This is a genomic window from Cedecea lapagei (assembly GCF_900635955.1).
Lineage (GTDB): Bacteria > Pseudomonadota > Gammaproteobacteria > Enterobacterales > Enterobacteriaceae > Cedecea > Cedecea lapagei.
Window position 1 is genome coordinate 4,469,731 of the sequence record NZ_LR134201.1, and the last position, 25,352, is coordinate 4,495,082.

Annotated in this window: 18 protein-coding genes, 3 tRNA genes, 3 rRNA genes and 1 riboswitch; of the genes, 4 read left to right on the top strand and 20 right to left on the bottom strand. The window is 53.9% G+C overall.

From position 1 onward, the window contains the following. Positions 1-2: 2 nt before the first annotated feature. The 5 genes from ilvD to ilvL form a co-directional block, all read right to left on the bottom strand. On the bottom strand, positions 3-1,853 hold the full coding sequence (gene ilvD, locus EL098_RS21695; RefSeq protein WP_126358048.1) for a dihydroxy-acid dehydratase: 1,851 nt from the start codon (positions 1,851-1,853) through the stop codon (positions 3-5). Positions 1,854-1,927: 74 nt separating this feature from the next. After that, positions 1,928-2,857: a branched-chain amino acid transaminase gene (locus EL098_RS21700; RefSeq protein ID WP_126358049.1), complete on the bottom strand. Its 930-nt coding sequence runs from the start codon at positions 2,855-2,857 to the stop codon at positions 1,928-1,930. 19 nt (positions 2,858-2,876) lie between these two features. Further along, the gene (gene ilvM, locus EL098_RS21705; RefSeq protein WP_126358050.1) at positions 2,877-3,134 is read right to left on the bottom strand and encodes an acetolactate synthase 2 small subunit; all 258 of its coding nucleotides are present in this window, start codon (positions 3,132-3,134) and stop codon (positions 2,877-2,879) included. After that, complete coding sequence (ilvG, locus tag EL098_RS21710) at positions 3,131-4,777, bottom strand: acetolactate synthase 2 catalytic subunit (protein WP_126358051.1); 1,647 nt, start codon at positions 4,775-4,777, stop codon at positions 3,131-3,133. The genes ilvM and ilvG overlap by 4 nt, the downstream gene beginning before the upstream one ends. 140 nt (positions 4,778-4,917) lie before the next feature. Beyond that, positions 4,918-5,016, bottom strand: a complete 99-nt coding sequence (ilvL, locus tag EL098_RS21715) for an ilv operon leader peptide (RefSeq protein WP_071530467.1) — start codon at positions 5,014-5,016, stop codon at positions 4,918-4,920. 352 nt (positions 5,017-5,368) lie between these two features. On the opposite strand from ilvL, the gene EL098_RS21720 reads away from it, so the two are divergent. Then, positions 5,369-6,889, top strand: a complete 1,521-nt coding sequence (locus tag EL098_RS21720) for a YifB family Mg chelatase-like AAA ATPase (protein WP_126358052.1) — start codon at positions 5,369-5,371, stop codon at positions 6,887-6,889. Positions 6,890-6,912: 23 nt separating this feature from the next. Here EL098_RS21720 and EL098_RS21725 read toward each other — a convergent pair whose 3' ends face one another. Further along, the gene (locus EL098_RS21725; RefSeq protein ID WP_126358053.1) at positions 6,913-7,251 is read right to left on the bottom strand and encodes a DUF413 domain-containing protein; all 339 of its coding nucleotides are present in this window, start codon (positions 7,249-7,251) and stop codon (positions 6,913-6,915) included. Between the two features lie 107 nt (positions 7,252-7,358). Here EL098_RS21725 and hdfR point away from each other — a divergent pair, with 107 nt between their 5' ends. Further along, entirely contained in the window at positions 7,359-8,195 is an 837-nt protein-coding gene (gene hdfR, locus EL098_RS21730; RefSeq protein ID WP_408609089.1) for an HTH-type transcriptional regulator HdfR, read from the top strand. Positions 8,196-8,274: 79 nt separating this feature from the next. On the opposite strand, the gene EL098_RS21735 is transcribed toward hdfR, so the two are convergent. The 8 genes from EL098_RS21735 to btuB form a co-directional block, all read right to left on the bottom strand. Further along, a tRNA-Trp gene (locus EL098_RS21735) sits at positions 8,275-8,350 on the bottom strand. A 51-nt stretch (positions 8,351-8,401) separates the two neighbouring features. Then, positions 8,402-8,478: transfer RNA gene (locus tag EL098_RS21740), tRNA-Asp, on the bottom strand. A 54-nt stretch (positions 8,479-8,532) separates the two neighbouring features. Continuing rightward, a 5S ribosomal RNA gene (gene rrf, locus EL098_RS21745) occupies positions 8,533-8,648 on the bottom strand. A 104-nt stretch (positions 8,649-8,752) separates the two neighbouring features. Continuing rightward, positions 8,753-11,660: ribosomal RNA gene (locus EL098_RS21750) — 23S ribosomal RNA — on the bottom strand. Between the two features lie 212 nt (positions 11,661-11,872). After that, positions 11,873-11,948 (bottom strand) — tRNA-Glu (locus EL098_RS21755). 85 nt (positions 11,949-12,033) lie between these two features. Next, positions 12,034-13,574: ribosomal RNA gene (locus EL098_RS21760) — 16S ribosomal RNA — on the bottom strand. The 16S, 23S and 5S rRNA genes sit together here with 3 tRNA genes alongside, the layout of an rRNA operon. A 374-nt stretch (positions 13,575-13,948) precedes the next feature. Continuing rightward, complete coding sequence (gene murI, locus EL098_RS21765; protein WP_126358055.1) at positions 13,949-14,800, bottom strand: glutamate racemase; 852 nt, start codon at positions 14,798-14,800, stop codon at positions 13,949-13,951. Next, on the bottom strand, positions 14,745-16,586 hold the full coding sequence (gene btuB, locus EL098_RS21770; protein ID WP_126358527.1) for a TonB-dependent vitamin B12 receptor BtuB: 1,842 nt from the start codon (positions 16,584-16,586) through the stop codon (positions 14,745-14,747). Before btuB ends, murI begins: the two co-directional genes overlap by 56 nt. Before the next feature lie 69 nt (positions 16,587-16,655). Continuing rightward, positions 16,656-16,843, bottom strand: a riboswitch (cobalamin riboswitch). Between the two features lie 124 nt (positions 16,844-16,967). Between btuB and trmA the strand changes: the two genes are divergently transcribed. Then, positions 16,968-18,068: a tRNA (uridine(54)-C5)-methyltransferase TrmA gene (gene trmA / locus EL098_RS21775; RefSeq protein ID WP_126358056.1), complete on the top strand. Its 1,101-nt coding sequence runs from the start codon at positions 16,968-16,970 to the stop codon at positions 18,066-18,068. Positions 18,069-18,110: 42 nt separating this feature from the next. Here trmA and EL098_RS21780 read toward each other — a convergent pair whose 3' ends face one another. Both EL098_RS21780 and fabR read right to left on the bottom strand, forming a co-directional pair. Then, positions 18,111-18,467, bottom strand: coding sequence for a YijD family membrane protein (locus EL098_RS21780; protein WP_126358057.1), 357 nt, complete (start codon positions 18,465-18,467; stop codon positions 18,111-18,113). Positions 18,468-18,481: 14 nt separating this feature from the next. Next, a complete protein-coding gene (gene fabR / locus EL098_RS21785; protein ID WP_039289193.1) occupies positions 18,482-19,123 on the bottom strand; it encodes an HTH-type transcriptional repressor FabR in 642 nt (213 codons plus the stop codon). Positions 19,124-19,319: 196 nt separating this feature from the next. Between fabR and sthA the strand changes: the two genes are divergently transcribed. After that, entirely contained in the window at positions 19,320-20,720 is a 1,401-nt protein-coding gene (gene sthA, locus EL098_RS21790; protein WP_126358058.1) for a Si-specific NAD(P)(+) transhydrogenase, read from the top strand. Here sthA and oxyR read toward each other — a convergent pair. The 4 genes from oxyR to argB all read right to left on the bottom strand — a co-directional run bounded on the left by oxyR (position 20,703) and on the right by argB (position 25,339). Next, positions 20,703-21,620, bottom strand: a complete 918-nt coding sequence (gene oxyR / locus EL098_RS21795; protein WP_126358059.1) for a DNA-binding transcriptional regulator OxyR — start codon at positions 21,618-21,620, stop codon at positions 20,703-20,705. The two genes, sthA and oxyR, sit on opposite strands and share 18 nt — an antisense overlap. Positions 21,621-21,862: 242 nt before the next feature. Beyond that, positions 21,863-23,236, bottom strand: a complete 1,374-nt coding sequence (argH, locus tag EL098_RS21800) for an argininosuccinate lyase (RefSeq protein ID WP_126358060.1) — start codon at positions 23,234-23,236, stop codon at positions 21,863-21,865. 78 nt (positions 23,237-23,314) lie between these two features. Next, the gene (locus EL098_RS21805) at positions 23,315-24,532 is read right to left on the bottom strand and encodes an argininosuccinate synthase (RefSeq protein ID WP_126358061.1); all 1,218 of its coding nucleotides are present in this window, start codon (positions 24,530-24,532) and stop codon (positions 23,315-23,317) included. A 30-nt stretch (positions 24,533-24,562) separates the two neighbouring features. Continuing rightward, the gene (gene argB / locus EL098_RS21810) at positions 24,563-25,339 is read right to left on the bottom strand and encodes an acetylglutamate kinase (RefSeq protein WP_126358062.1); all 777 of its coding nucleotides are present in this window, start codon (positions 25,337-25,339) and stop codon (positions 24,563-24,565) included. Positions 25,340-25,352: the final 13 nt, after the last annotated feature.

A 25,352-nucleotide genomic window follows, 5' to 3' on the forward strand; every position in this document is an offset into this window, starting at 1 on the left:
GGTTAGCCTCCAAGCTTGCTTTTGTCGCGCACAGCACCTTTATCCGCACTGGTAGCAAGGCTCGCATAAGCACGCAGAGCGAAGGAAACCTGGCGTTCACGATTGCGAGGAGTCCACGCCGCTTCACCGCGTGCTTCCTGCGCTTCACGACGCGCCGTTATCTCCTGGTCAGTAAGCTGCAGCTGAATACCACGGTTAGGAATATCGATGGCAATCATGTCGCCATCTTCAATCAGGGCAATGTTTCCGCCGCTGGCTGCTTCCGGAGAGACGTGGCCAATCGACAGGCCAGAGGTCCCGCCGGAGAAACGACCGTCGGTGACCAGAGCACAAGCTTTACCCAATCCCATAGATTTCAGGAAGGTTGTCGGGTAGAGCATTTCCTGCATGCCTGGTCCGCCTTTCGGCCCTTCGTAACGAATCACAACCACGTCACCGGCAACCACTTTACCGCCGAGGATAGCTTCTACCGCATCGTCCTGGCTTTCATAAACTTTGGCTGGGCCACGGAACACCAGGCTGCCTTCATCTACGCCGGCCGTTTTAACAATGCAGCCGTTTTCCGCGAAGTTGCCGTACAGAACGGCCAGACCACCGTCTTTGCTGTAGGCATTTTCCAGGGAACGAATACAGCCTTCAGCGCGATCGTCATCCAGCGTGTCCCAGCGACAGCTCTGCGAGAAGGCCTGAGTGGTGCGAATACCCGCAGGACCCGCACGGAACATCGTTTTTACCGCCTCGTCTTTGGTCAGCATCACATCGTATTGATCGAGGGTCTGCGGCAGCGAAAGACCGAGGACGTTTTTGACCTCGCGGTTCAGCAGCCCGGCACGATCCAGCTCGCCGAGGATCCCGAGAACGCCACCGGCACGGTGTACATCTTCCATATGGTATTTCTGGGTGCTTGGCGCGACTTTACACAGCTGAGGCACCTTGCGGGATAACCGATCGATATCGGTCATGGTGAAGTCGATTTCGGCTTCCTGAGCCGCGGCCAGCAGGTGCAGAACGGTATTGGTTGAGCCGCCCATGGCGATATCCAGCGTCATGGCGTTTTCAAACGCCGCTTTGCTGGCGATGCTGCGTGGCAGCGCGCTGGCATCGTCCTGCTCGTAATAACGTTTGGTCAGTTCGACAATGCGTTTACCGGCGTTCAGGAACAGCTCTTTACGGTCGGCGTGCGTCGCCAGCAGTGAGCCGTTTCCTGGCTGAGACAGGCCCAGCGCCTCGGTCAGGCAGTTCATGGAGTTAGCGGTGAACATCCCTGAACAGGAGCCGCACGTTGGGCACGCAGAACGTTCAACCTGCTCGCTTTGCTCGTCAGAAACCTTCGGGTCCGCCCCCTGGATCATCGCATCCACCAGATCGAGCTTGATGATTTGGTCAGACAGTTTGGTTTTACCGGCCTCCATTGGGCCGCCGGAGACAAAGATCACCGGAATGTTCAGGCGCAGGGAGGCCATCAGCATCCCCGGGGTGATTTTATCGCAGTTGGAGATACAGACCATGGCATCGGCGCAGTGCGCGTTCACCATGTACTCCACCGAGTCGGCAATCAGCTCGCGGGACGGCAGTGAATAGAGCATGCCGCCATGCCCCATCGCGATACCGTCATCCACCGCAATGGTGTTGAACTCTTTCGCGACGCCGCCGGAGGCTTCAATTTGCTCGGCAACCAGCTTGCCCAGATCGCGCAGGTGAACGTGGCCTGGCACAAATTGGGTGAAGGAGTTTACAACCGCAATAATCGGTTTGCCGAAATCGGCGTCGGTCATCCCCGTTGCGCGCCACAGAGCGCGGGCACCCGCCATATTACGGCCGTGGGTTGTGGTGGCGGAACGATACTTAGGCATGCTTTATTTACTCCAGTCTGTCGGGTAGCAGGCAGTCAGTTGCCGCCCACCTGATTATATTTTTTGTTTAAGGCTTATGGGTTTACCGGATCTAACCAGCCCCATTTGTCTTCTGTTTCGCCGGTGAACAGGCCAAAGAATGCCTGCTGAATGCGTTTGGTGACCGGGCCACAGCGGCCTTCGCCTACCTGGATACGGTCTACGCTGCGTACCGGGGTGATTTCTGCGGCGGTACCGGACATAAAGACTTCGTCGGCCAGATACAGTGATTCACGCGACAGCACCTGCTCGCGCACTTCGATACCCAGATCTTTTGCCAGCTTGATAATCGCGTCTCGGGTAATGCCCGGCAGCGCCGAAGAGGTAAACGGTGGGGTGTAAATCACGCCATCTTTCACTTCGAAAAGGTTTTCGCCCGCCCCTTCTGACAGGAAGCCGTTCACATCCAGCGCGATACCTTCCTGATAACCGTGGCGGCGCGCTTCGCTACCGACCAGCAGAGAAGAAAGGTAGTTCCCGCCCGCTTTTGCTGCGGTTGGAATGGTGTTTGGTGCCGCGCGGTTCCAGGAAGAGACCATTGCATCAATCCCCTGATCCAGCGCTTCAGCGCCCAGATAAGCCCCCCACGGGAAGGCCGCAATGATCACGTCAGTGGTGTACCCGTCCGGCGGGTTAACGCCCATGCCTACGTCGCCAACAAAGACCAGAGGGCGAATGTATGCGCTGGTAAGATTGTTTTTACGGATAACCGCACGGCAGGCTTCCATCAATTCATCAACGCTTTGCGATACCGGGAAGCGATAGATTTTTGCTGAGTCACGCAAGCGCTGCATGTGTTCGCGATGGCGGAACACCACTGGGCCTTTGTGCGAGTCGTAGCAACGGATGCCTTCGAATACCGAAGTACCGTAGTGAAGCGCGTGGGACATTACGTGTACTTTCGCCTCTCCCCACGGAGTCATCTCGCCATTGAACCAGATGTAATCAGCTTTCTTGGTCGTCATTGTTCTCTTCCTTTTACGCTCAGGCGCGGATCTGTTGTGATGTTGGTTGCTGGATTTCAACGCAGGCAACGTCAACCAGCTTACTTAATTGGGTAAACAGTAATTCGACAGGCCGCAGACTCGCAACGGTCAATTCAATATTAATATTGTCGGTATTTCCTGCCGTGGCCATATTCATGGCGCAGATCTGGAAGCCGCGATGGCGCACAACGCGTAAAACACGTTCTAACGTTTCCGGGCGAAAGCGTGCCTGCACGGCGAGTTGATGTTGCATCATGATAATTTCTCCAACATTTGCGAGTTACTGGCACCGGGCGGTACCAACGGCCAGACGTTTTCGTACTCATCAATCGAGACATGAAGCATGTACGGGCCGTCGCTGCTCAACAGGGCGTCTAACGCGGCTTCTACCTGGTCTTTGCGGGTGATGTGCTGACCAGGAATGCCGAAGGCGCTGGCCAGCGTGAGGAAATCAGGGTTATCCGTCAGGGTCGTTTCGCTGTAGCGCTCTTCAAAAAACAGCTGCTGCCACTGCCTTACCATGCCCAAACGTTGGTTATCGAGCAGCAGGATTTTGACCGGCAATTGTTTACGTTTGATGGTACCCAGCTCCTGAACGTTCATCATGAACGAGCCGTCGCCAGACACGCAGATCACCGTATCTTCTGGTCTGGCAACCTGCGCTCCCACGGCGGCGGGTAAACCAAAGCCCATCGTGCCCAGGCCGCTTGAAGTGATGAAGTTTTCCGGACGGGTGAAGGTCATGTGCTGCGCAGTCCACATCTGATGCTGCCCCACATCGGTGGTCACAACGGCTTCTGCCGGTTTGCGCTCGGAAAGCTGTTTCAGCAGCAGCGGAGCATAGATAGCCTGACCAGGATGGTCATAGCGCCACTGGTGCTCTTCGTTCAGAGCGGCAATATGTTGCTGCCATGAGGTAATTTCCAGCGGCTGCTGCAGTGCCGGTAACAGCTGATTCAGCGGCCCCTGCAGCCCAACGTGTGCCTGACGTAGTTTGCTCAGCTCCGCAGGATCGATATCCATATGGATAACTTTGGCGTGCGGCGCGAAGGTATTCAACTTGCCAGTGACGCGATCGTCAAAGCGGGCGCCAACGGCCAACAGCAGGTCACATTCCTGCACGGCGAGGTTTGCCGCTTTGGTGCCATGCATCCCCAGCATGCCGGTATAAAACGGATGGTCAGCCGGTACAGCCCCCAGCCCTTTCAGAGTAACAGTCGAAGGCATTCCAGTCGCGGAGATAAAGGCACGCAGCGCGGGAACAGCCTGAGCCATGCCAACGCCTCCGCCGACGTAAAGCATTGGTTTTTTAGCATGTGCGAGCATTTCGCGCGCCTGCTGCAATTCGGCAAACGGCAGCTCTGCATCATCTTCAACGGCAGACAGCCAGGCTTCAGGCTCACCGATAGCCAGCTGGATATCCTTTGGAATATCGACCAGCACCGGGCCCGGGCGACCCGAATTGGCAATCTCGAATGCCTCGGCAAGGACGCGCGGCAATTCATCAAGAGACTCAACGAGGAAGCTGTGTTTGGTGCAGGCGAGTGACAGGCCCAGGACATCAACTTCCTGGAAAGCATCGGTACCTATCAGAGGAATGGCCACCTGGCCGGTAATCGCAACAACGGGGACAGAATCTAACAGCGCGTCGGCAAGGCCGGTTAACAGGTTGGTCGCACCAGGACCAGAAGTGGCAATACAAACGCCCGTTTTACCGGTAGAGCGAGCATAACCGATGGCCGCCATCGCCGCCCCTTGCTCATGGCGACACAGTAGATGTTCCACACCACCGTCGTACAAAGCATCGTACACCGGCATAATCGCGCCGCCTGGATAACCGAAAACTGTTTCAACTCCCTGCGCTCGCAACGCATGTACTACCCACTGTGCACCATTCATAGTTAGTTCCCCGTCTCATTACCGGAGAAACAGCATTTTATTCTGCAACACATACTCTGTTCCTCGCTTCACATTCTTCAGTCAACAAAAAACCCCCGGACCTTTCGGTGCGGGGGTTCTTTTCGATTCAGGCTTGATTTTTAAGCCTTTCTTTCTCCAAGTGCAGCCCCGCACGGTGGGATAATAATCACCACCACGCTAATCACGACCAGGCTAATCACTCGTAGAAGGGCTGTCATTTTTTGGCTGTTCTAACGTCTAGTTCGAAGTAATGCCTACAGAGTTATCACAGTGTGGACATTAAGCACAATATTTTTTTATGACCATAAGATCTGCGCCGAAATTAATTAGCATAAAAACTATTTAATTTCAGTGAATAACGAGAAAGTGAAAATAATTCATAAAACTGGTCTGCTGAGACCTTTTTCAGTGCAATTGCAGAAAAAAGTTATTGTTCTGCGATCGTCCTCGCAGGAAGAGTCGTAAAAAAGAGCGTGAACGAAAAAAGCAGGGAGCAGCTTCCCAGAGAGTGAAAAGAGCAATGTTTAATCATTAACGGAGCGGGCAGAATGAAATTTTCACGGAGGAAAGATGTCACTGTCGGTTGTCTATACCAGAGCAGCACTCGGCATTCATGCCCCGCTGGTTACGGTTGAAGTGCATATCAGCGCAGGGTTACCCGGACTTACCCTTGTGGGGCTCCCAGAAACAACGGTCAGAGAAGCCCGTGACCGCGTGAGAAGCGCACTCATCAACAGCGGATACACTTTCCCGGCACGCAAAATCACCATAAACCTGGCGCCGGCAGATCTTCCTAAAGAAGGTGGGCGGTACGATTTACCTATTGCTCTGGCGCTGCTCTCCGCTTCAGAGCAGCTCAGCACCTTGAGGCTGGCCAGGATTGAATTTATTGGAGAACTCGCGTTAACGGGCGAACTGCGTGGCGTTTCCGGGGCTATATCTTCGGCTATAGCGGCATTGAATGCCGGCCGGGAAGTGGTGGTCTCCGCAGAAAATGAGGAAGAGGTCGGCCTGATCGCTAAACCGGGCTGTTTTGTGGCCCGGCATCTGACGGAAGTTTGCGCATGGCTGGAAGGGAAAAGCGAACTTCGGGAGCCGGTGAGCACGGCGTTGTGGCAAGGCGATTATGCTGAAGATATGAACGAGATTATCGGGCAAAGTCAGGGCAAGCGAGCGCTGGAAATTGCTGCAGCCGGTGGGCATAACCTCCTGCTGATTGGCCCCCCGGGAACGGGAAAAACCATGCTGGCCAGCAGGCTCAATACACTTCTTCCTCCATTGAACGATGCTGAAGCGCTACAGAGCGCAGCTATTCTGAGCCTGGTGCAATTATCTCACCTTCAGCGCCATTGGCGTCAGCGTCCGTTCAGAGCGCCTCACCATAGTGCTTCTTTAACCTCTGTCGTGGGTGGAGGAGCTATTCCACAACCAGGAGAAATATCGCTAGCGCACAATGGCGTCTTATTTTTGGATGAACTGCCGGAATTTGAACGCCGGGTGCTGGACTCGCTCAGGGAGCCAATTGAATCGGGAGAAATTCATATCTCCCGTACCCGAGCAAAAATTACCTATCCCGCAGATTTTCAACTTATCGCGGCGATGAATCCCAGTCCGACAGGACACTACGAAGGCAATCATAATCGTTCCACGCCACAGCAGACTCTGCGCTACATGAATCGGCTCTCTGGTCCTTTCCTCGATCGTTTCGACCTCTCCGTGGATATACCACTTCTCCCTGCCGGGATGCTAAGCAAAACAAGCAATAACGAAGAGAAGAGCGACGTTATACGGGCAAGGGTGGTGGAGACGCGTAGCAGGCAACTCTCACGTCAGAACAAGCTGAATGCCCGGCTCAGCAACAGTGAGACCCGCGAACATTGCGAGCTGCTGGCGGATGATGCGGTTTGGCTGGAAGAAACATTGCTTAAACTGGGTTTATCCGTAAGGGCATGGCAGCGTCTCTTGAAGGTCGCGCGTACCATCGCGGACATACAGCATTGCGGGCAGATAACACGGGCGCATCTTCAGGAAGCACTTAGCTACAGGGCTATCGATCGTCTGCTGCTGCATCTGCACCGGTTAGCGGAATAAAAAATGGGGCTTTCGCCCCATTTTTAATCGTCGCTGTCGGTGAAGTCTTCAACGGTATCCATCTGCGGTTTACCGCCTGACAGGGTATGAAAACGTTTTGGACGTTTGATACGTGCCATGTACTTGCTCCAGACACGCTCTGCCTCTGTAGCAGGCTCACGCGCACCACGGCACACGGCAACAAACTGAACTTCTTCTTCAGTCCCAGGTTCACGCTTGCCGAGATCCAGCTCATTGAACGCAAAACCATGGCGTTCTAACAGCTGCGCCTCTTTAATGGTGAAATCACCATGGCGAGCAAACCCGCGCGGATAATGTTTATTGTCGAAAAACCGATTAGTCGTCGTAAAGCTTTCCGCCATCCTACACGCTCCTGATTTTCTTGGCCGAGCTATTTATGGCGCGGAGTATTAGTTACGCTTGACAGAGTGTAAAACAAAACATTTAAATCATAACGACAAATTATTTTTTGGAGCAAGCCGTGGACACCGAATTACTAAAAACCTTCCTGGAAGTTAGCAGAACACGGCATTTTGGTCGGGCTGCAGAAGCACTTTATTTGACACAGTCTGCGGTGAGCTTTCGCATCCGGCAGCTCGAAAATCAGCTGGGTGTAAACCTTTTTACCCGCCACCGCAATAACATACGGCTGACAACTGCCGGTGAGCGCCTGCTACCCTACGCGGAAAACCTGATGAATACGTGGTTAGCCGCGAAAAAGGAGGTATCGCATACTTCTCAGCATAATCAGCTAACGTTAGGAGCCAGCGCTTCACTGTGGGAATGCATGCTTTCCGAATGGCTGATTGCGCTTTATCAGCAGCATAACGGCCTGCAGTTCGAAGCACGAATTGCACAACGCCAGTCTCTGGTTAAACAGCTTCACGAACGTCAGCTGGATCTGTTGCTCACAACAGAAGCCCCCAAAATGGATGAGTTTTCAAGCCAGCTACTCGGCTATTTCAGCATGGGGCTTTACGCTCCTTCACGTGAGAGTCGTAAAGCTTCACTCAACTATTTACGCATAGAATGGGGGGCGGATTTTCATCAGCACGAAGCCGATCTCATCGGTAACGATGATATTCCCTTGTTAACCACAAGTTCGGCAAAAATAGCCTGCAAACTGATCTCTGAGCTTAATGGTTGTACGTTCCTCCCGGTTGAGTGGGCAAAGGAACAAGCCGGGATCTGGCCCGTCGCTGAAAGCGCGACGCTTTCCAGACCGTTGTATGCAGTCTGGCTACAAAACACAGATAAGCAAAGTATTATCAAAGAGTTACTTAAGACACCATTAATGGCGCAGTGATGCGCTTTTAATAGCAAAGAACGTCAAGGAGAGGAATTTTGGACAAAAAAAATCCTTTGCATAAGCAAAGGATTATATATGGCAGGGGCGGAGAGACTCGAACTCGCGACACCCGGTTTTGGAGACCGGTGCTCTACCAACTGAGCTACGCCCCTAAATTTTGCTACTATTAAGCCTGCTTAATTAGCAGGCTTAATTTTAATAAGTGGCGGAACGGACGGGACTCGAACCCGCGACCCCCTGCGTGACAGGCAGGTATTCTAACCGACTGAACTACCGCTCCACCGAATTTTTCTACAACCACTGATTTTTACATCAGTTTACTGCTTAATTTGATGCCTGGCAGTTCCCTACTCTCGCATGGGGAGACCCCACACTACCATCGGCGCTACGGCGTTTCACTTCTGAGTTCGGCATGGGGTCAGGTGGGACCACCGCGCTACGGCCGCCAGGCAAATTCTGTTCGTTGATCGTTATATTTTCATATAACCATCAACTTTAATCCTGAACTAAGCTGAAAATCTTCTTGCGTCTCTGCAAAACACCTTCGGTGTTGTAAGGTTAAGCCTCACGGATCATTAGTACTGGTTAGCTCAACGTATCGCTACGCTTACACACCCAGCCTATCAACGTCGTCGTCTTCAACGTTCCTTCAGGACCCTTAAAGGGTCAGGGAGAACTCATCTCGGGGCAAGTTTCGCGCTTAGATGCTTTCAGCGCTTATCTCTTCCGCATTTAGCTACCGGGCAATGCCATTGGCATGACAACCCGAACACCAGTGATGCGTCCACTCCGGTCCTCTCGTACTAGGAGCAGCCCCCCTCAATTCTCCAGCGCCCACGGCAGATAGGGACCGAACTGTCTCACGACGTTCTAAACCCAGCTCGCGTACCACTTTAAATGGCGAACAGCCATACCCTTGGGACCTACTTCAGCCCCAGGATGTGATGAGCCGACATCGAGGTGCCAAACACCGCCGTCGATATGAACTCTTGGGCGGTATCAGCCTGTTATCCCCGGAGTACCTTTTATCCGTTGAGCGATGGCCCTTCCATTCAGAACCACCGGATCACTAAGACCTGCTTTCGCACCTGCTCGAGCCGTCACTCTCGCAGTCAAGCTAGCTTATGCCTTTGCACTAACCTCACGATGTCCGACCGTGATTAGCTAACCTTCGTGCTCCTCCGTTACGCTTTAGGAGGAGACCGCCCCAGTCAAACTACCCACCAGACACTGTCCGCAACCCGGATTACGGGTCTACGTTAGAACATCAAACATTAAAGGGTGGTATTTCAAGGTTGGCTCCACGCAGACTGGCGTCCACGCTTCAAAGCCTCCCACCTATCCTACACATCAAGGCTCAATGTTCAGTGTCAAGCTATAGTAAAGGTTCACGGGGTCTTTCCGTCTTGCCGCGGGTACACTGCATCTTCACAGCGATTTCAATTTCACTGAGTCTCGGGTGGAGACAGCCTGGCCATCATTACGCCATTCGTGCAGGTCGGAACTTACCCGACAAGGAATTTCGCTACCTTAGGACCGTTATAGTTACGGCCGCCGTTTACCGGGGCTTCGATCAAGAGCTTCTCCTTGCGGATAACCCCATCAATTAACCTTCCGGCACCGGGCAGGCGTCACACCGTATACGTCCACTTTCGTGTTTGCACCAGTGCTGTGTTTTTAATAAACAGTTGCAGCCAGCTGGTATCTTCGACTGCCTTCAGCTCCAGGAGTAAATCCCTTCACCTAGCGACAGCGTGCCTTCTCCCGAAGTTACGGCACCATTTTGCCTAGTTCCTTCACCCGAGTTCTCTCAAGCGCCTTGGTATTCTCTACCTGACCACCTGTGTCGGTTTGGGGTACGATTTAATGTTACCTGATGCTTAGAGGCTTTTCCTGGAAGCAGGGCATTTGTTACTTCAGCACCGTAGTGCCTCGTCATCACACCTCAGCGTTAAAAGAAGTCCGGATTTACCTAAACTTCCCGCCTACATGCTTAAACCGGGACAACCGTCGCCCGGCTAACATAGCCTTCTCCGTCCCCCCTTCGCAGTAACACCAAGTACAGGAATATTAACCTGTTTCCCATCGACTACGCCTTTCGGCCTCGCCTTAGGGGTCGACTCACCCTGCCCCGATTAACGTTGGACAGGAACCCTTGGTCTTCCGGCGAGCGGGCTTTTCACCCGCTTTATCGTTACTTATGTCAGCATTCGCACTTCTGATACCTCCAGCAGACCTCACAGTCCACCTTCGACGGCTTACAGAACGCTCCCCTACCCAACAACACCTGAGTGTCGCTGCCGCAGCTTCGGTGCATGGTTTAGCCCCGTTACATCTTCCGCGCAGGCCGACTCGACCAGTGAGCTATTACGCTTTCTTTAAATGATGGCTGCTTCTAAGCCAACATCCTGGCTGTCTGTGCCTTCCCACATCGTTTCCCACTTAACCATGACTTTGGGACCTTAGCTGGCGGTCTGGGTTGTTTCCCTCTTCACGACGGACGTTAGCACCCGCCGTGTGTCTCCCGTGATAACATTCTTCGGTATTCGTAGTTTGCATCGGGTTGGTAAGCCGGGATGGCCCCCTAGCCGAAACAGTGCTCTACCCCCGAAGATGAGTTCACGAGGCGCTACCTAAATAGCTTTCGGGGAGAACCAGCTATCTCCCGGTTTGATTGGCCTTTCACCCCCAGCCACAAGTCATCCGCTAATTTTTCAACATTAGTCGGTTCGGTCCTCCAGTTAGTGTTACCCAACCTTCAACCTGCCCATGGCTAGATCACCGGGTTTCGGGTCTATACCCTGCAACTTAACGCCCAGTTAAGACTCGGTTTCCCTGCGGCTCCCCTATACGGTTAACCTTGCTACAGAATATAAGTCGCTGACCCATTATACAAAAGGTACGCAGTCACCCCATAAAGAGGCTCCCACTGCTTGTACGTACACGGTTTCAGGTTCTTTTTCACTCCCCTCGCCGGGGTTCTTTTCGCCTTTCCCTCACGGTACTGGTTCACTATCGGTCAGTCAGGAGTATTTAGCCTTGGAGGATGGTCCCCCCATATTCAGACAGGATACCACGTGTCCCGCCCTACTCTTCGAACTCACAGCATGTGCATTTTAGTGTACGGGAGTATCACCCTGTACCCTGCGACTTTCCAGACGCTTCCACTAACACACAAACTGATTCAGGTTCTGGGCTGCTCCCCGTTCGCTCGCCGCTACTGGGGGAATCTCGGTTGATTTCTTTTCCTCGGGGTACTTAGATGTTTCAGTTCCCCCGGTTCGCTTCGTTAAGCTATGTATTCACTTAACGATAGTGTGACGGATCACACTGGGTTTCCCCATTCGGAAATCGCCGGCTATAACGGTTCATATCACCTTACCGACGCTTATCGCAGATTAGCACGTCCTTCATCGCCTCTGACTGCCAGGGCATCCACCGTGTACGCTTAGTCGCTTAACCTCACAACCCGAAGATGTTTCACTTCAGATTATGAAAATTTGAGAGACTCGAACATGTCTTAACCCCATTCCTTATTACGGAGGAATGAGACGACATGTCGTTTCAATTTTCAGCTTGTTCCGGATTGTTAAAGAGCAAATATCTCAAACATGACTCTTTCAAGTCAGCTTTGAGATATAACGGCACGCAACTTTCACTTACATACCAGCAAGTGGCGTCCCCTAGGGGATTCGAACCCCTGTTACCGCCGTGAAAGGGCGGTGTCCTGGGCCTCTAGACGAAGGGGACACTGAAGTCTCAATCGCAAGACGCCTTGCTTCTCTACATCTATCAGACAATCTGTGTGAGCACTACGCGGGTTGTATCTTTCAGGTAAGGAGGTGATCCAACCGCAGGTTCCCCTACGGTTACCTTGTTACGACTTCACCCCAGTCATGAATCACAAAGTGGTAAGCGCCCTCCCGAAGGTTAAGCTACCTACTTCTTTTGCAACCCACTCCCATGGTGTGACGGGCGGTGTGTACAAGGCCCGGGAACGTATTCACCGTAGCATTCTGATCTACGATTACTAGCGATTCCGACTTCATGGAGTCGAGTTGCAGACTCCAATCCGGACTACGACGCACTTTATGAGGTCCGCTTGCTCTCGCGAGGTCGCTTCTCTTTGTATGCGCCATTGTAGCACGTGTGTAGCCCTACTCGTAAGGGCCATGATGACTTGACGTCATCCCCACCTTCCTCCAGTTTATCACTGGCAGTCTCCTTTGAGTTCCCGGCCGAACCGCTGGCAACAAAGGATAAGGGTTGCGCTCGTTGCGGGACTTAACCCAACATTTCACAACACGAGCTGACGACAGCCATGCAGCACCTGTCTCAGAGTTCCCGAAGGCACCAATCCATCTCTGGAAAGTTCTCTGGATGTCAAGAGTAGGTAAGGTTCTTCGCGTTGCATCGAATTAAACCACATGCTCCACCGCTTGTGCGGGCCCCCGTCAATTCATTTGAGTTTTAACCTTGCGGCCGTACTCCCCAGGCGGTCGACTTAACGCGTTAGCTCCGGAAGCCACGCCTCAAGGGCACAACCTCCAAGTCGACATCGTTTACGGCGTGGACTACCAGGGTATCTAATCCTGTTTGCTCCCCACGCTTTCGCACCTGAGCGTCAGTCTTTGTCCAGGGGGCCGCCTTCGCCACCGGTATTCCTCCAGATCTCTACGCATTTCACCGCTACACCTGGAATTCTACCCCCCTCTACAAGACTCAAGCTTGCCAGTTTCGAATGCAGTTCCCAGGTTGAGCCCGGGGATTTCACATCCGACTTAACAAACCGCCTGCGTGCGCTTTACGCCCAGTAATTCCGATTAACGCTTGCACCCTCCGTATTACCGCGGCTGCTGGCACGGAGTTAGCCGGTGCTTCTTCTGCGAGTAACGTCAATCGACAAGGTTATTAACCTTATCGCCTTCCTCCTCGCTGAAAGTACTTTACAACCCGAAGGCCTTCTTCATACACGCGGCATGGCTGCATCAGGCTTGCGCCCATTGTGCAATATTCCCCACTGCTGCCTCCCGTAGGAGTCTGGACCGTGTCTCAGTTCCAGTGTGGCTGGTCATCCTCTCAGACCAGCTAGGGATCGTCGCCTAGGTGAGCCGTTACCCCACCTACTAGCTAATCCCATCTGGGTTCATCTGATGGCAAGAGGCCCGAAGGTCCCCCTCTTTGGTCTTGCGACGTTATGCGGTATTAGCTACCGTTTCCAGTAGTTATCCCCCCTCCATCAGGCAGATCCCCAGACATTACTCACCCGTCCGCCGCTCGTCACCCAGGAGCAAGCTCCCCGTGCTACCGCTCGACTTGCATGTGTTAGGCCTGCCGCCAGCGTTCAATCTGAGCCATGATCAAACTCTTCAATTTAAAAGTGTCTGATGCTCAAAGAATTAAAACTGTTTATAAAATCAGTAGTCACTCTTCAAGACTTGATATTTTGTTGCATCCGAAGATGCTGAGATATCAATCCTGCGAGTGCCCACACAGATTGTCTGATAAATTGTTAAAGAGCAGTGAGTTACGCGCTTTCGCTTGCTAACTCGAGGTGGCGTATATTACGCTTTCCTCTTTCAGAGTCAAGCGTTTATTTTCGCTTTCGTCTGACTGACTTCGGTGTTGTTAAGCCGCTTTCGAAGCCGCTTTGCCGTGTCAGTGGAGGCGCATTATAGGGAGTTCTCAGAGCCTGACAACCCCTAATTTGAAAAAAACTTTCAAGCGCCGTTTTTTTACTCAAAATGGTGCTAAAGCGACAGTATTTCGAGCCTTTCGAAGCCGTAACGTTGTAAAACGGGCATTAATTGCGCAGTTTCAGGCGTGAACGCCATACAATAGACAATATTCTGATCCGCAGAAGCGGCTTCCGGCGCTTCATGCTCCAGCAACCAGACCGTACGCCTTGCAATTGCGGCACCGGAATCAATCAGCCGCGTCCCTTCAGGCAGGACTTCCAGCAGCTCTTCCTGTAATAGAGGGAAATGCGTGCAGCCTAGTACAACGGTATCCGGCGGCTCAGGCATACGCAGCCATGGACGCAGGATTTTACGCAGCTCATCCAGCGGGACCGGTTCGCCATGGAGCTTCGCCTCTGCTAACTCCACCAGCTCAGCAGAACCCAGCATCTCAATTTTGCATTCGGTAGCAAACCGCGAGATAAGCTCGTGAGTATATGGACGCTTTACCGTGCCGCGAGTTGCGAGCAGGCCCACTATCCCATTAGTCGTCAACCGCGCAGCTGGCTTAATGGCCGGAACAACACCAACAACAGGGAAGTCGAACTTTTCACGTAAGGCGGGGAGGGACACGGTGCTTGCGGTATTACAGGCGATAACGGCGAGAGCCAAAGGATAATGCTGCTGGACAGCAGTCACTATTGAGACCACCCGGTCGACGATGAACTCTTCGCTCTTTTCACCGTAAGGGAACGCCACGTTGTCGAAGGCGTAGATGTAATGAAGATCCGGCAGAAGCTGCCGGATCTCATTGTAGACGGACAACCCACCGACGCCGGAGTCAAAAACCAGCACGGTAGGATGTGCATCAGAAGGTGTAGCTGCCAGACAAGTAGTATTCCCGTCCTGCAGTATGGTAGCCATAAACCGTCTCGTAATCTTTATCGAACAGGTTAGCTATTCTACCACGAACGGTCAGCTGTGACGTGACAGGATACGACAACGCGACATCCCACAGGCTGACGCCGCCCATTTTCACGGTTTTATTGGTGTTGAAATCGGTGTCGTAGCGTGACCCAAGGTAATGATAAGTCACGCTCCAGTCCAGATCGTAGAGCGCCCAATCGAGCTGATACTTCACCTGCTGTTTGGCGCGACGGGCCAACGGCGCATCGTTCAGGCCATTACGGGCATCAACATAGTCATAGCTAATGCTGTGCTGCACGGGTCCGGTATCGAAGGCGGCTGTACCTTCTACCCCTTTGATATTGGCCTTGCCGACGTTGTTATAGCTCTGCGTGTTAGTGTTGAAGTCGATCAGGTTATCAACAAGATTACGGTACCCCGAAACACGCCAGGTCACGCCCGAGGTCAGGCCTTCAAACGCCCCTTCCCACTGACGGCTCTCTTCCGGATTCAGGTTTCTGTCCCCGAATGAGCCAAACAGCTGCCCCTGGTTTGGCGCCTTAAAGGCGGTGCCGTAGGAGGCAATAAAGCGATAGCCCTCGACAAACTCCCATGCTGCGCTGCTCTGCCAGGTCCCATGATTCCCGAACTCTGAGTTGTCATCGTTGCGGGCAGCCCCTTCAAAGGTGAAATCACCCAGCTTCTGCAGCGCCGTCAGATAGACGCCGGTATTACGCTGATCGTAGCCGTCAGTCACATAGTTAGTACCCGGTTCAGTGCTTTGCTTCTGCCAGTCAACGCCCGCGCCTACATTGCCAGCGCCCACATCAACAGAGTTAGTCCACTGCAGGTTGTATTGTTTGATTTCATCCAGGGTAGCGCTGGAGTCGTAGCGCCCGAGGCGTGGATCGAAATTGTAATCTTTACTGTGGCCGTAGCTGGAGATCAGCTGCGAATGGAAGATATCGTTGTTAAAGCGCAGCCCGGCATCCCATGTCTGGCTGTAGAGCTGGCGAGTATCCGCCAGCACGCCGGGGGTATAATTGTTGCCGTCGTAGGCCGTGCGGTTATCATAACCGTAGCCTCGCACAAAGCCGCTCCATTGCTCAGAGAAGCTGTGTTCAAGCGCACCATAAAGTGACTTGCTCATAAAACCGTCACGATCGGGCTGACGCAGGCCGCCGGTATTACCATCGGCCACAACGTCAAAGCCTTTGGTGTACTCATAGTTGCCTGCCAGAGTCACGCGCGTGTTATCCCCAAGCTTCTGCTGAGTACTCGCGTCATAGTTCTGGTAACCGTTTGAGCCCATTCCGGCCGTTAGCGTTGTGCCGTCTTTATCACGCGTAGTGATAATATTGATGACCCCACCGATGGCATCAGAACCATACACCGCCGAGCGAGGCCCGCGAATGTACTCTACTCGCTGAACAAGGGAGACGGGAATCTGGCTAAGGTCGGAAGAGCCGGTAACACCGGCCTGATTCAGGCGGATGCCGTCTATCAGCACCAGCACATGGCTGGAGTTAGTCCCGCGGATAAACACAGAGGAAAGCTGACCAAGGCCGCCGTTCTGAGCGATATCCACCCCCGGCAGACGACGCATCACATCGGTCAACGACTTAGACTGCCAGCGGTCGATTTCTTCACGCGTGACCACCGAAGTCGGCGCCAGTATGGTATCCACCGGCTGCTGAAAACGGTTAGCGGTCACTACCAGAGTATTGTCGGTATTGCTGTCCTGCGCCCAAACTGAAAAAGCCGTTGCGGACAGAGCCGTCAACAGCGAAACCTTCTTTATCATCATTTATATAAGCATCCGCTTTCGACCAGGATGCCGCAGATATGGCAAATAGCACGCGATAGCCACATCACTTGCGACGTACTTCCGGCAGGTCTTCGGGCTTGGGGGCTTAATTGAGATGAAGACTTCCCGCTTATATAGAGAAGCAGTGTCTGCTTAATGCGTTCATCTCGCCGTTCCTTACCGCTGCGCGTCAGCCCCAGAATTACACTGGGTTCCCTTTTAACTCTCAGGAGGCCGGAAAAGCCATGCTACCGTCAGGCTTATAGAGATGTCCAGACTTCCAGCGGAACTTCTTATCGCGATCGGGCTGGACATCGTGAGTTGAATCCCTACAATCGCCGCGTAGTTTGTATTCATTGACCGACTGGATGGCTAGCCATGACCCCTGAACACCTCCCGACAGATCAGTACGACGCGCAACTGGCGGAAAAAGTCACTCGCCTCGAAGGCATGATGGCGCCTTTTGACGCACCGGCCCCGGAGGTGTTCCGCTCACCGGTGAGCCACTATCGTATGCGAGCCGAGTTCCGCATCTGGCATGAAGGTGATGACCTTTATCACATCATGTTCGATCAGCAGACCAAAAGCCGTATCCGCGTCAACAGTTTCCCGGCGGCAAGCGAGTTAATCAACGCCTTGATGCCAGCGATGCTGGACGGCGTTCGGGATATTCCAGTCCTGCGCCACAAGCTGTTCCAGATTGACTACCTGACGACGCTGAGCAATCAGGCCGTCGTCTCCCTTCTCTACCATCGCAAGCTGGATGACGAGTGGCGGCAGCACGCTGAGGCGCTGCGCGATAGCCTACGCGCTCGCGGCTTTAACGTGCATTTGATTGGCCGGGCCACCAAAACCAAGATTGAGCTGGACCAGGACTTCATCGACGAGCATCTGCCTGTTGCGGGTAAAGAGATGATTTACCGCCAGGTTGAAAACAGCTTCACCCAGCCAAACGCGGCCATGAATATTCAGATGCTGGAGTGGGCGCTGAACGCGACAGAAAACTCAAGCGGCGATCTGCTGGAGCTGTACTGCGGTAACGGCAACTTCTCGCTGGCGCTGGCCCGTAACTTCGACCGCGTGCTGGCAACCGAAATCGCTAAACCCTCCGTTGCGGCGGCGCAGTACAACATCGCGGCAAACAATATCGACAACGTGCAGATTATCCGCATGGCTGCCGAAGAGTTTACCCAGGCGATGAACGGCGTCAGGGAGTTCAACCGCCTGCAGGGTATCGACCTTAAGAGTTACCAGTGCGAAACCATTTTCGTCGACCCGCCGCGCAGCGGTCTGGATGCCGACACGGTAAACATGGTGCAGGCCTATCCGCACATCCTTTATATCTCCTGCAACCCACAGACGCTGTGCGAAAATCTTGAGACCTTGTCGCAGACTCACGATATCGCCCGGCTGGCGCTGTTCGATCAGTTCCCGTATACGCACCATATGGAGTGCGGTGTGCTACTGACCCGCAAATAAGAAAAGGACGCCTGGGCGTCCTTTCTTGTCTCTGTATTTCGCTTATTCCGAAGCTTCGCTTTTACGGCTGCGAACCCTGAACACAATCCAAAACAGCACAACCACCGACAGAATTGAAGGCACAAAGTTAGAGCCGATCGCCGGGTACTCAACGCGAACCACTGAGCTGTAAAGCAGCACGCCTAAGACAAAACAGGCGGCGGCCAGGCTTGGTAAGCCAATCGGCATGGTACGGTTCTGGTAGCGCTGATGCAGACAATAAACCGTCAGCACCAGGGCAATAACAGGGAAGATCGAGAATGGAACGACCGAGCTGAACAGCGCGGCAAACGATCCGTTAATCGACAGACCGGCGATAAACGCCAGCGCCAGCGTGCCTCTATCTTGTAACTGTTTCATTGTTGCTCGTTCCTTTACTCTTCGGATAAATGAGCAAGCGCCATTTTTTCTTGTTCCCGGCGATACCAGTAGTACGCCCCTTTCGAGATCATACGTAGCTGCAGCACCAGTCGCTCTTCGAGCTGGCGACGTTGTTCAATATCAACGTCCAGCGCTTCGGCACCTGCACTAAAAACAATGGTGACCATCGCTTCCGCCTGCGCTTCCGTGAAGCTGCGAGGCATGCGATTTTCGAGTTCTAAATAGTCGGCAAGTTCCGCAATAAAGTGCTGAATTTCACGCGCTACTGCGGCACGAAACGCCGCAGACGTGCCCGACCTTTCGCGCAGCAACAGGCGAAAGGCGTTAGGGTTATTGCCGATAAACTCCATAAAGGTAGAAACCGACGTGCGGATCACGCTGCCACCCTTCGCGATGCGCTGGCGTGCCTGGCGCATTAGCTGCCGCAGCATCAGGCCGCTTTCATCCACCATAGTAAGACCGAGTTCATCAACATCGCGAAAATGGCGATAAAATGACGTTGGCGCAATACCGGCTTCGCGGGCGACTTCACGCAGGCTCAGGCTGGCAAAGCTTCTTTCGGCGCTTAGCTGGCTAAACGCGGCTTCGACCAAAGAACGCCTGGTTCTCTCTTTTTGTTGCGCTCTTACACCCATCATATTGCCTGAATCCTTCAAACAGAGCTGGCACTATATCAGAGAATCAAGCTACCGCTTTTATAGTGTATTGTGAATGATTGTTTACGGAGCATTGACCTGCTGCGGCGGTAAAAAGCACAACAAGAATTGGGGAAATTCTCGGTTGATGTTACCATCGTGTTGCCTTTATGTATAAAAACAGGTAAGCCTTACCATGCCACAAACCTACGATTATGACGCAATAGTGATTGGTTCCGGTCCCGGAGGCGAAGGCGCCGCCATGGGTCTGGTGAAACAAGGAGCCAGGGTAGCGGTGATTGAGCGCTACCATAATGTTGGCGGCGGTTGCACCCACTGGGGCACCATCCCTTCGAAAGCCCTCCGCCACGCCGTTAGCCGCATTATTGAATTCAATCAAAACCCGTTATACAGCGACCACACTCACCTTCTCCGCTCCTCTTTTGCCGACATCCTCAACCACGCCGACAGCGTGATTAACCAGCAAACCCGCATGCGCCAGGGCTTTTACGAGCGTAACCGCTGCGAAATGCTGCAGGGCGATGCGCACTTTGTGGATGAGCACACCATCGCGCTTCAGTGCCACGATGGTTCGGTAGAAACCTATACCGCCGAGAAGTTTGTCATTGCCTGCGGCTCGCGCCCATACCGCCCGCCGGAAGTTGATTTTACCCATCCGCGCATCTACGACAGCGACTCGATTCTTAGCCTGCATCACGAACCACGCCATGTGATCATCTATGGTGCCGGGGTGATCGGCTGCGAATATGCCTCGATCTTCCGCGGGATGAACGTCAAAGTCGATCTGATCAACACTCGCGATCGCCTGCTTGCCTTCCTCGATCAGGAGATGTCAGATTCACTCTCCTATCACTTCTGGAACAGCGGCGTGGTTATTCGCCACAATGAAGAGTTCGAGAAGATTGAGGGCGCCGACGATGGCGTGATTGTTTCCCTGAAATCCGGCAAAAAAGTGAAAGCAGATTGCCTGCTTTACGCTAACGGACGAACCGGTAACACGGATTCACTGGCGCTGGAAAACATCGGGCTGGAAGCCGACAGCCGTGGACTCATCAAGGTTAACAGCATGTACCAGACCGCGCTGCCGCATATTTACGCGGTGGGCGACGTTATCGGCTACCCAAGCCTGGCTTCAGCGGCCTATGACCAGGGGCGTATCGCCGCTCAGGCGCTGGTAAAAGGCGAGGCGACCGGCCACCTGGTAGAAGATATCCCGACAGGGATTTATACCATCCCTGAAATCAGCTCCGTGGGCAAAACGGAACAACAGCTGACGTCCATGAAAGTGCCTTACGAAGTGGGCCGTGCGCAGTTTAAACATCTCGCTCGTGCGCAAATCGTGGGGATGAACGTCGGGACGCTGAAAATTCTGTTCCACCGTGAGACGAAAGAAATTCTGGGGATCCACTGCTTTGGCGAGCGCGCGGCCGAAATTATTCACATCGGCCAGGCGATTATGGAGCAGAAAGGTGGCGGTAACACCATTGAGTACTTCGTTAACACCACCTTTAACTACCCGACGATGGCGGAAGCCTATCGGGTAGCGGCGCTTAACGGCTTAAATCGCCTGTTTTAGCGCTGAGTCGAAATGGCCATCCATATGAGTGCGGATGGCCTCTGCCAGCTGCTCATAGCGGCTGCGCAGCGGTGACCCAGGACGATAAACCAGGCCGATGGTGCGACGCGGCTCTGGTTTATAGCACGGCAGATAAACCACGCCATCGCGTTGGCGCTCATGCGGCACGGCCAGCGCCGGCAGTAGCGTAATGCCGCTTCCTGCCGCAACCATGTTGCGCAGCGTTTCCAGGCTTGTCGCCCGGAAATGGGTATCTTCATCAGCGCCCGCTTCAAAACAGAAACCCATCGCCTGATCGCGCAGGCAGTGCCCGTCTTCCAGCATCAGCAGCTTTTCGCCGGCCAGATCGGACATCGGCACGCGGTCGCGGTTTGCCCAGGGATGATCCTGATAAACCGCCAGCACCATCGGCTCATCAAACAGCGGCACTTCGATAAACGCTTCGCTCTCTTTGACCAGCGCCAGAATGGCACAGTCCAGCTTACCGCTATCGAGCTGCGCCAGCAGCTGATGGGTTTGGGCTTCATGCAGGTACATTTCCAGCTTAGGGAAGCTCTGATGCAGCATAGGGATAATTTGCGGTAGCAGATAAGGACCGACGGTTGGGATCAGGCCGATGTGAAGCGGCCCGGACATGGCTTCGCCCTGCTGGCTTGCCATCTCTTTCAGCACTTTGACTTCACGCAGCACGGTCCTCGCCTGATCCACCAGCAGTAAACCTGCCTGGGTGAACAGCACTTTGCGGCTGGTGCGCTCAAGAAGCATAACGCCCAGCTCATCTTCCAGCTTGCGAATCTGGCCGCTCAGCGTCGGCTGGCTAACGTGACAGGCATCCGCTGCCCGACGAAAATGGCGGTGCTCGGCCAGCGCCACCAGGTATTCAAGATCTCGAATATTCATTCTCTATCCTCCTGCGCCACGATAGTTCATGGCGATAGATAGCATAGCAACGAACGATTATCCCTATCAAGCGATGTTGGTGAATAATAGCCGACAACAGCAAGGCGCTTCGCCCTGACTTACCCCAGAACGAAGCGCGGCTGCAGAGACTCTCTGTTCTCTGAACCTGACGAATTATTAAAGCCAACGTGAACTTTTAGCGGACAGTATGTCCGCTTTTTTTTGTTCAAATTTCGAGGGGATTAGACCAGGCGCTGTTTAGCGTCAGTGATGGCCTGGGCAACCTGCACAGGTGAAACGCCTCCCTTAGCAGCGCGTTTATCGAGGCAGGATTGCAGCGACAGGATCGGATAAACATCGTCGCCAATAACCGCACTGAATTTTTGCAGATCGGCAAGCGTTAAGGCTTCGAGCGCTTTACCTTGTTTAATCGCTTCGACCACCGCCTCCCCAACAATGTGGTGGGCTTCACGGAACGGTACGCCTTTGGCGACCAGATAATCCGCCAGCTCGGTGGCATTCGCATAGCCTTGTTCGGCCGCTTCCTGACAGCGAGGACGTTTTACCTGGATACCGTCCAGCACCAGCACCGACATATGCAGACAGTCAAGCCATGTGTCGAGCGCGTCGAACAGCCCCTCTTTGTCTTCCTGCATATCTTTGTTATAGGCCAGCGGCAGACCTTTCAGGGTCATCATCATGCCGGTCAGCGCACCCTGCACGCGGCCACATTTGCCGCGGATCAGCTCCAGCGCGTCCGGATTCTTCTTCTGCGGCATCAGCGAAGAGCCGGAAGTGACGCGATCGGAAAGCTCAACAAAACCGGCTTCTCCGGTATTGAAGAAGATCAGGTCTTCGGCAAAACGGGAAAGGTGGACCATGCCGATAGAAGCATTGGACAGCAGCTCCAGCACGTGATCGCGATCGGAAACGCTGTCCAGGCTGTTGCGGGTTGCAGAGGCAAAACCTAACCAGCCAGCCAGCTGCTCACGATCAATCTCATAGGCCGTCCCCGCCAGCGCGCCGCTGCCCAGCGGGCTAACGTCCAGACGATCCAGCGTGCTTTGCAGGCGGCTTTCATCGCGAGCCAGCATTTCTACGTACGCCAGGCACCAGTGAGCAAACGTCACCGGCTGCGCACGCTGCAGGTGCGTATAGCCCGGCATCACGGCATCCTGGTTAGCTTCGGCAGTTTCAATCAGCGCCTGCTGAACCTGGCGAGTGGCCGCCAGCAGTTCACTAATCTGCATTTTGCACCACAGCTTCAGGTCGGTCGCGACCTGATCGTTACGGCTACGGCCAGTATGGAGTTTTTTACCCAGCGCACCGACTTTATCGATAAGCTTGCCTTCCACCCAGCTGTGAATATCTTCCGCATCGCTTTCCAGAATCGCCTGCGGGTTGGCCTGCACTTCTTCCAGTAAAACGTTCAGAGCCTGCTCAAGCTGCTGTTGCTCAGCTTCAGTCAGCACGCCCACGGTGACCAGCGCTTTGGACCAGGCGACGGAACCTACGATGTCTTGCTCAGCTAAGCGATAGTCAAAGCGCAAAGAGTCATTGAATTGCTTAAACCGCCGATCGGCTGCCTGAGTAAAACGCCCACCCCAAAGTGCCATAGTCATGCTCCATTACATTATTGATGTTCATCTGCCCCTCACACCCTCCCCATTCAGGGAAAGCGTGAGGGTAAAAAATTACTTCTTAAGTTCGTTCAGCGCACGTATACGAGAAGAGAGTGAGAACAGACGGATGAAGCCGCCAGCGTGGCTGTGATCGTAAACTTCGTCTTCGCCAAAGGTCGCAAACTCTTCACTGTACAGGCTGTTCGGTGACTTCTTCTGAATCGCCGTTACCTGACCTTTGTAAAGCTGCAGCACAACTTCGCCGTTCACCTCTTCCGCCAGCGACTCGGCAGACGCCTGCAGGGATTTACGCAGCGGCGCAAACCAGCGGCCATCGTACACAACGTAGGACATTTCCAGCCCCAGCTGCTCACGCCATTTGAAGGAATCGCGATCCAGCACCAGCTGCTCAACGCCACGCAGCGCAGCCATAATAATCGTGCCCCCCGGGGTTTCATAGCAGCCGCGGGACTTAATGCCCACCAGGCGGTTTTCAACGATATCGATACGGCCAATACCGTGTTTAGAGCCGATGACATTCAGGGTCTCAAGGCACTTGAACGGGCTCATCGCTTCGCCGTTGACGGCAACCACTTTGCCCTGCTTAACGGTAACGGTCACCTGCTCTGCCTGATCTGGCGCTTCCTGCGGGTCAACGGTCCACACCCAGCAATCTTTATTCGGCGCATTCCACGGGCTTTCCAGCACGCCACCTTCGGTAGAAATGTGCCATGCGTTCTCGTCACGGCTGTAGATTTTTTCCAGTGAGGCAGTCGTCGGGATATCACGCTCCTTCAGGTAGTCGAGCAGCGCTTCACGGGAACGCAGGTTCCACTCACGCCATGGCGCAACAACTTTCAGATGTGGAGCCAGCGCGGCCCAGGTGGATTCAAAACGCACCTGGTCGTTACCTTTGCCGGTCGCCCCGTGGCACAGCGCATCTGCGCCCACTTTATTGGCCACATCCACCAGCACCTTAGCGATCAGCGGACGCGCCATTGAAGTGCCGAGCAGGTAGCTGCCTTCATACAGCGCTCCGGTCTGCAGCACAGGGTAAACATAGTCGCTGATGAACTCTTCACGCGCATCCACGACGTAGCACTCAGAAGCGCCAGAACGTAACGCTTTCTGCTCTACGCCTTTAAGATCTTCACGATCCTGACCAATATCCACTACGCAGGCGACCACTTCGCAGTCACCGTAGTTCTCTTTCAGCCATGGAATGATGGCAGAAGTGTCGAGGCCGCCAGAGTATGCGAGAACGATTTTTTTGATGCCGTGATTTTGCATTGTCTTGTCCTTGTTAAAGCTATTCTTTGTCTATGCCAGAATCCGGGTGCCGATAGCCACGCCGTTGAATAAAGAGGGTAGCTGATCCGCGTGGCGCCATGAGGCGATGTCCACCGGACGTCCCAGAGTACGAGCAGCATCCAGCGCCGCGTTCACTTTCACTATCATGCCGTCGGTAATAATGCCCTGCTGAATCAGCTGCTCGGCTTTTGCCGCCGTCATCTCGGCGATGCGCTGGCCTTTACCGTCCAGGATACCGCTTACGTCGGACAGCAGGATCAGATCCGCACCGAGCGTTGAGGCAAGCGCCGTCGCCGCCTGATCCGCATTCACGTTCATCAGTTCGCCTTCCGCGGTCACGCCGATGGAGCTAACAATCGGCAGGAAGCCATTTTCCAGCAGCGTGTTAATCAGTTTTGGCGAGCCCGGTTTAGCCAGACCGACGTGGCCAAGCGCTTCGTCAAGCTGGGTCACCGTCACGCTATCCCCGTCGCCGAGGCTCAGCCCAACGCCGTTAATACCGTGCTTCTTCGCCCACGCCAGCAGCGTCTTGTTCGCCGTACCTGCCAGCGCGCCGGTAATAATGTCAATCTGGTCGGCAGGCGTAACGCGCAGGCCATTTTTCTTTTCCACCGGCAGCGCCAGCTTCTTCATCAGCTCATCGACCAGGCAACCGCCGCCGTGCACGATAACCAGCGGACGCTGATGGGACTGACGGTAGTTCACCAGCGCGGTAAACAGGCGCTCCAGCGCTTCTTCGCTATCCAGCAGTACGCCGCCTAATTTGATAATTAAAGGATTCATCATTTCACCCGACAGA

Excerpts from the sequence above, each read along its gene's own strand:
- ilvD (WP_126358048.1), bottom strand. The coding sequence starts at position 1,853 with ATGCCTAAGTATCGTTCCGCCACCACAACCCACGGCCGTAATATGGCG.
- EL098_RS21700 (WP_126358049.1), bottom strand. The coding sequence starts at position 2,857 with ATGACGACCAAGAAAGCTGATTACATCTGGTTCAATGGCGAGATGACT.
- ilvM (WP_126358050.1), bottom strand. The coding sequence starts at position 3,134 with ATGATGCAACATCAACTCGCCGTGCAGGCACGCTTTCGCCCGGAAACG.
- ilvG (WP_126358051.1), bottom strand. The coding sequence starts at position 4,777 with ATGAATGGTGCACAGTGGGTAGTACATGCGTTGCGAGCGCAGGGAGTT.
- ilvL (WP_071530467.1), bottom strand. The coding sequence starts at position 5,016 with ATGACAGCCCTTCTACGAGTGATTAGCCTGGTCGTGATTAGCGTGGTG.
- EL098_RS21720 (WP_126358052.1), top strand. The coding sequence starts at position 5,369 with ATGTCACTGTCGGTTGTCTATACCAGAGCAGCACTCGGCATTCATGCC.
- EL098_RS21725 (WP_126358053.1), bottom strand. The coding sequence starts at position 7,251 with ATGGCGGAAAGCTTTACGACGACTAATCGGTTTTTCGACAATAAACAT.
- murI (WP_126358055.1), bottom strand. The coding sequence starts at position 14,800 with ATGGCTACCATACTGCAGGACGGGAATACTACTTGTCTGGCAGCTACA.
- btuB (WP_126358527.1), bottom strand. The coding sequence starts at position 16,586 with ATGATAAAGAAGGTTTCGCTGTTGACGGCTCTGTCCGCAACGGCTTTT.
- trmA (WP_126358056.1), top strand. The coding sequence starts at position 16,968 with ATGACCCCTGAACACCTCCCGACAGATCAGTACGACGCGCAACTGGCG.
- EL098_RS21780 (WP_126358057.1), bottom strand. The coding sequence starts at position 18,467 with ATGAAACAGTTACAAGATAGAGGCACGCTGGCGCTGGCGTTTATCGCC.
- fabR (WP_039289193.1), bottom strand. The coding sequence starts at position 19,123 with ATGGGTGTAAGAGCGCAACAAAAAGAGAGAACCAGGCGTTCTTTGGTC.
- sthA (WP_126358058.1), top strand. The coding sequence starts at position 19,320 with ATGCCACAAACCTACGATTATGACGCAATAGTGATTGGTTCCGGTCCC.
- oxyR (WP_126358059.1), bottom strand. The coding sequence starts at position 21,620 with ATGAATATTCGAGATCTTGAATACCTGGTGGCGCTGGCCGAGCACCGC.
- argH (WP_126358060.1), bottom strand. The coding sequence starts at position 23,236 with ATGGCACTTTGGGGTGGGCGTTTTACTCAGGCAGCCGATCGGCGGTTT.
- EL098_RS21805 (WP_126358061.1), bottom strand. The coding sequence starts at position 24,532 with ATGCAAAATCACGGCATCAAAAAAATCGTTCTCGCATACTCTGGCGGC.
- argB (WP_126358062.1), bottom strand. The coding sequence starts at position 25,339 with ATGATGAATCCTTTAATTATCAAATTAGGCGGCGTACTGCTGGATAGC.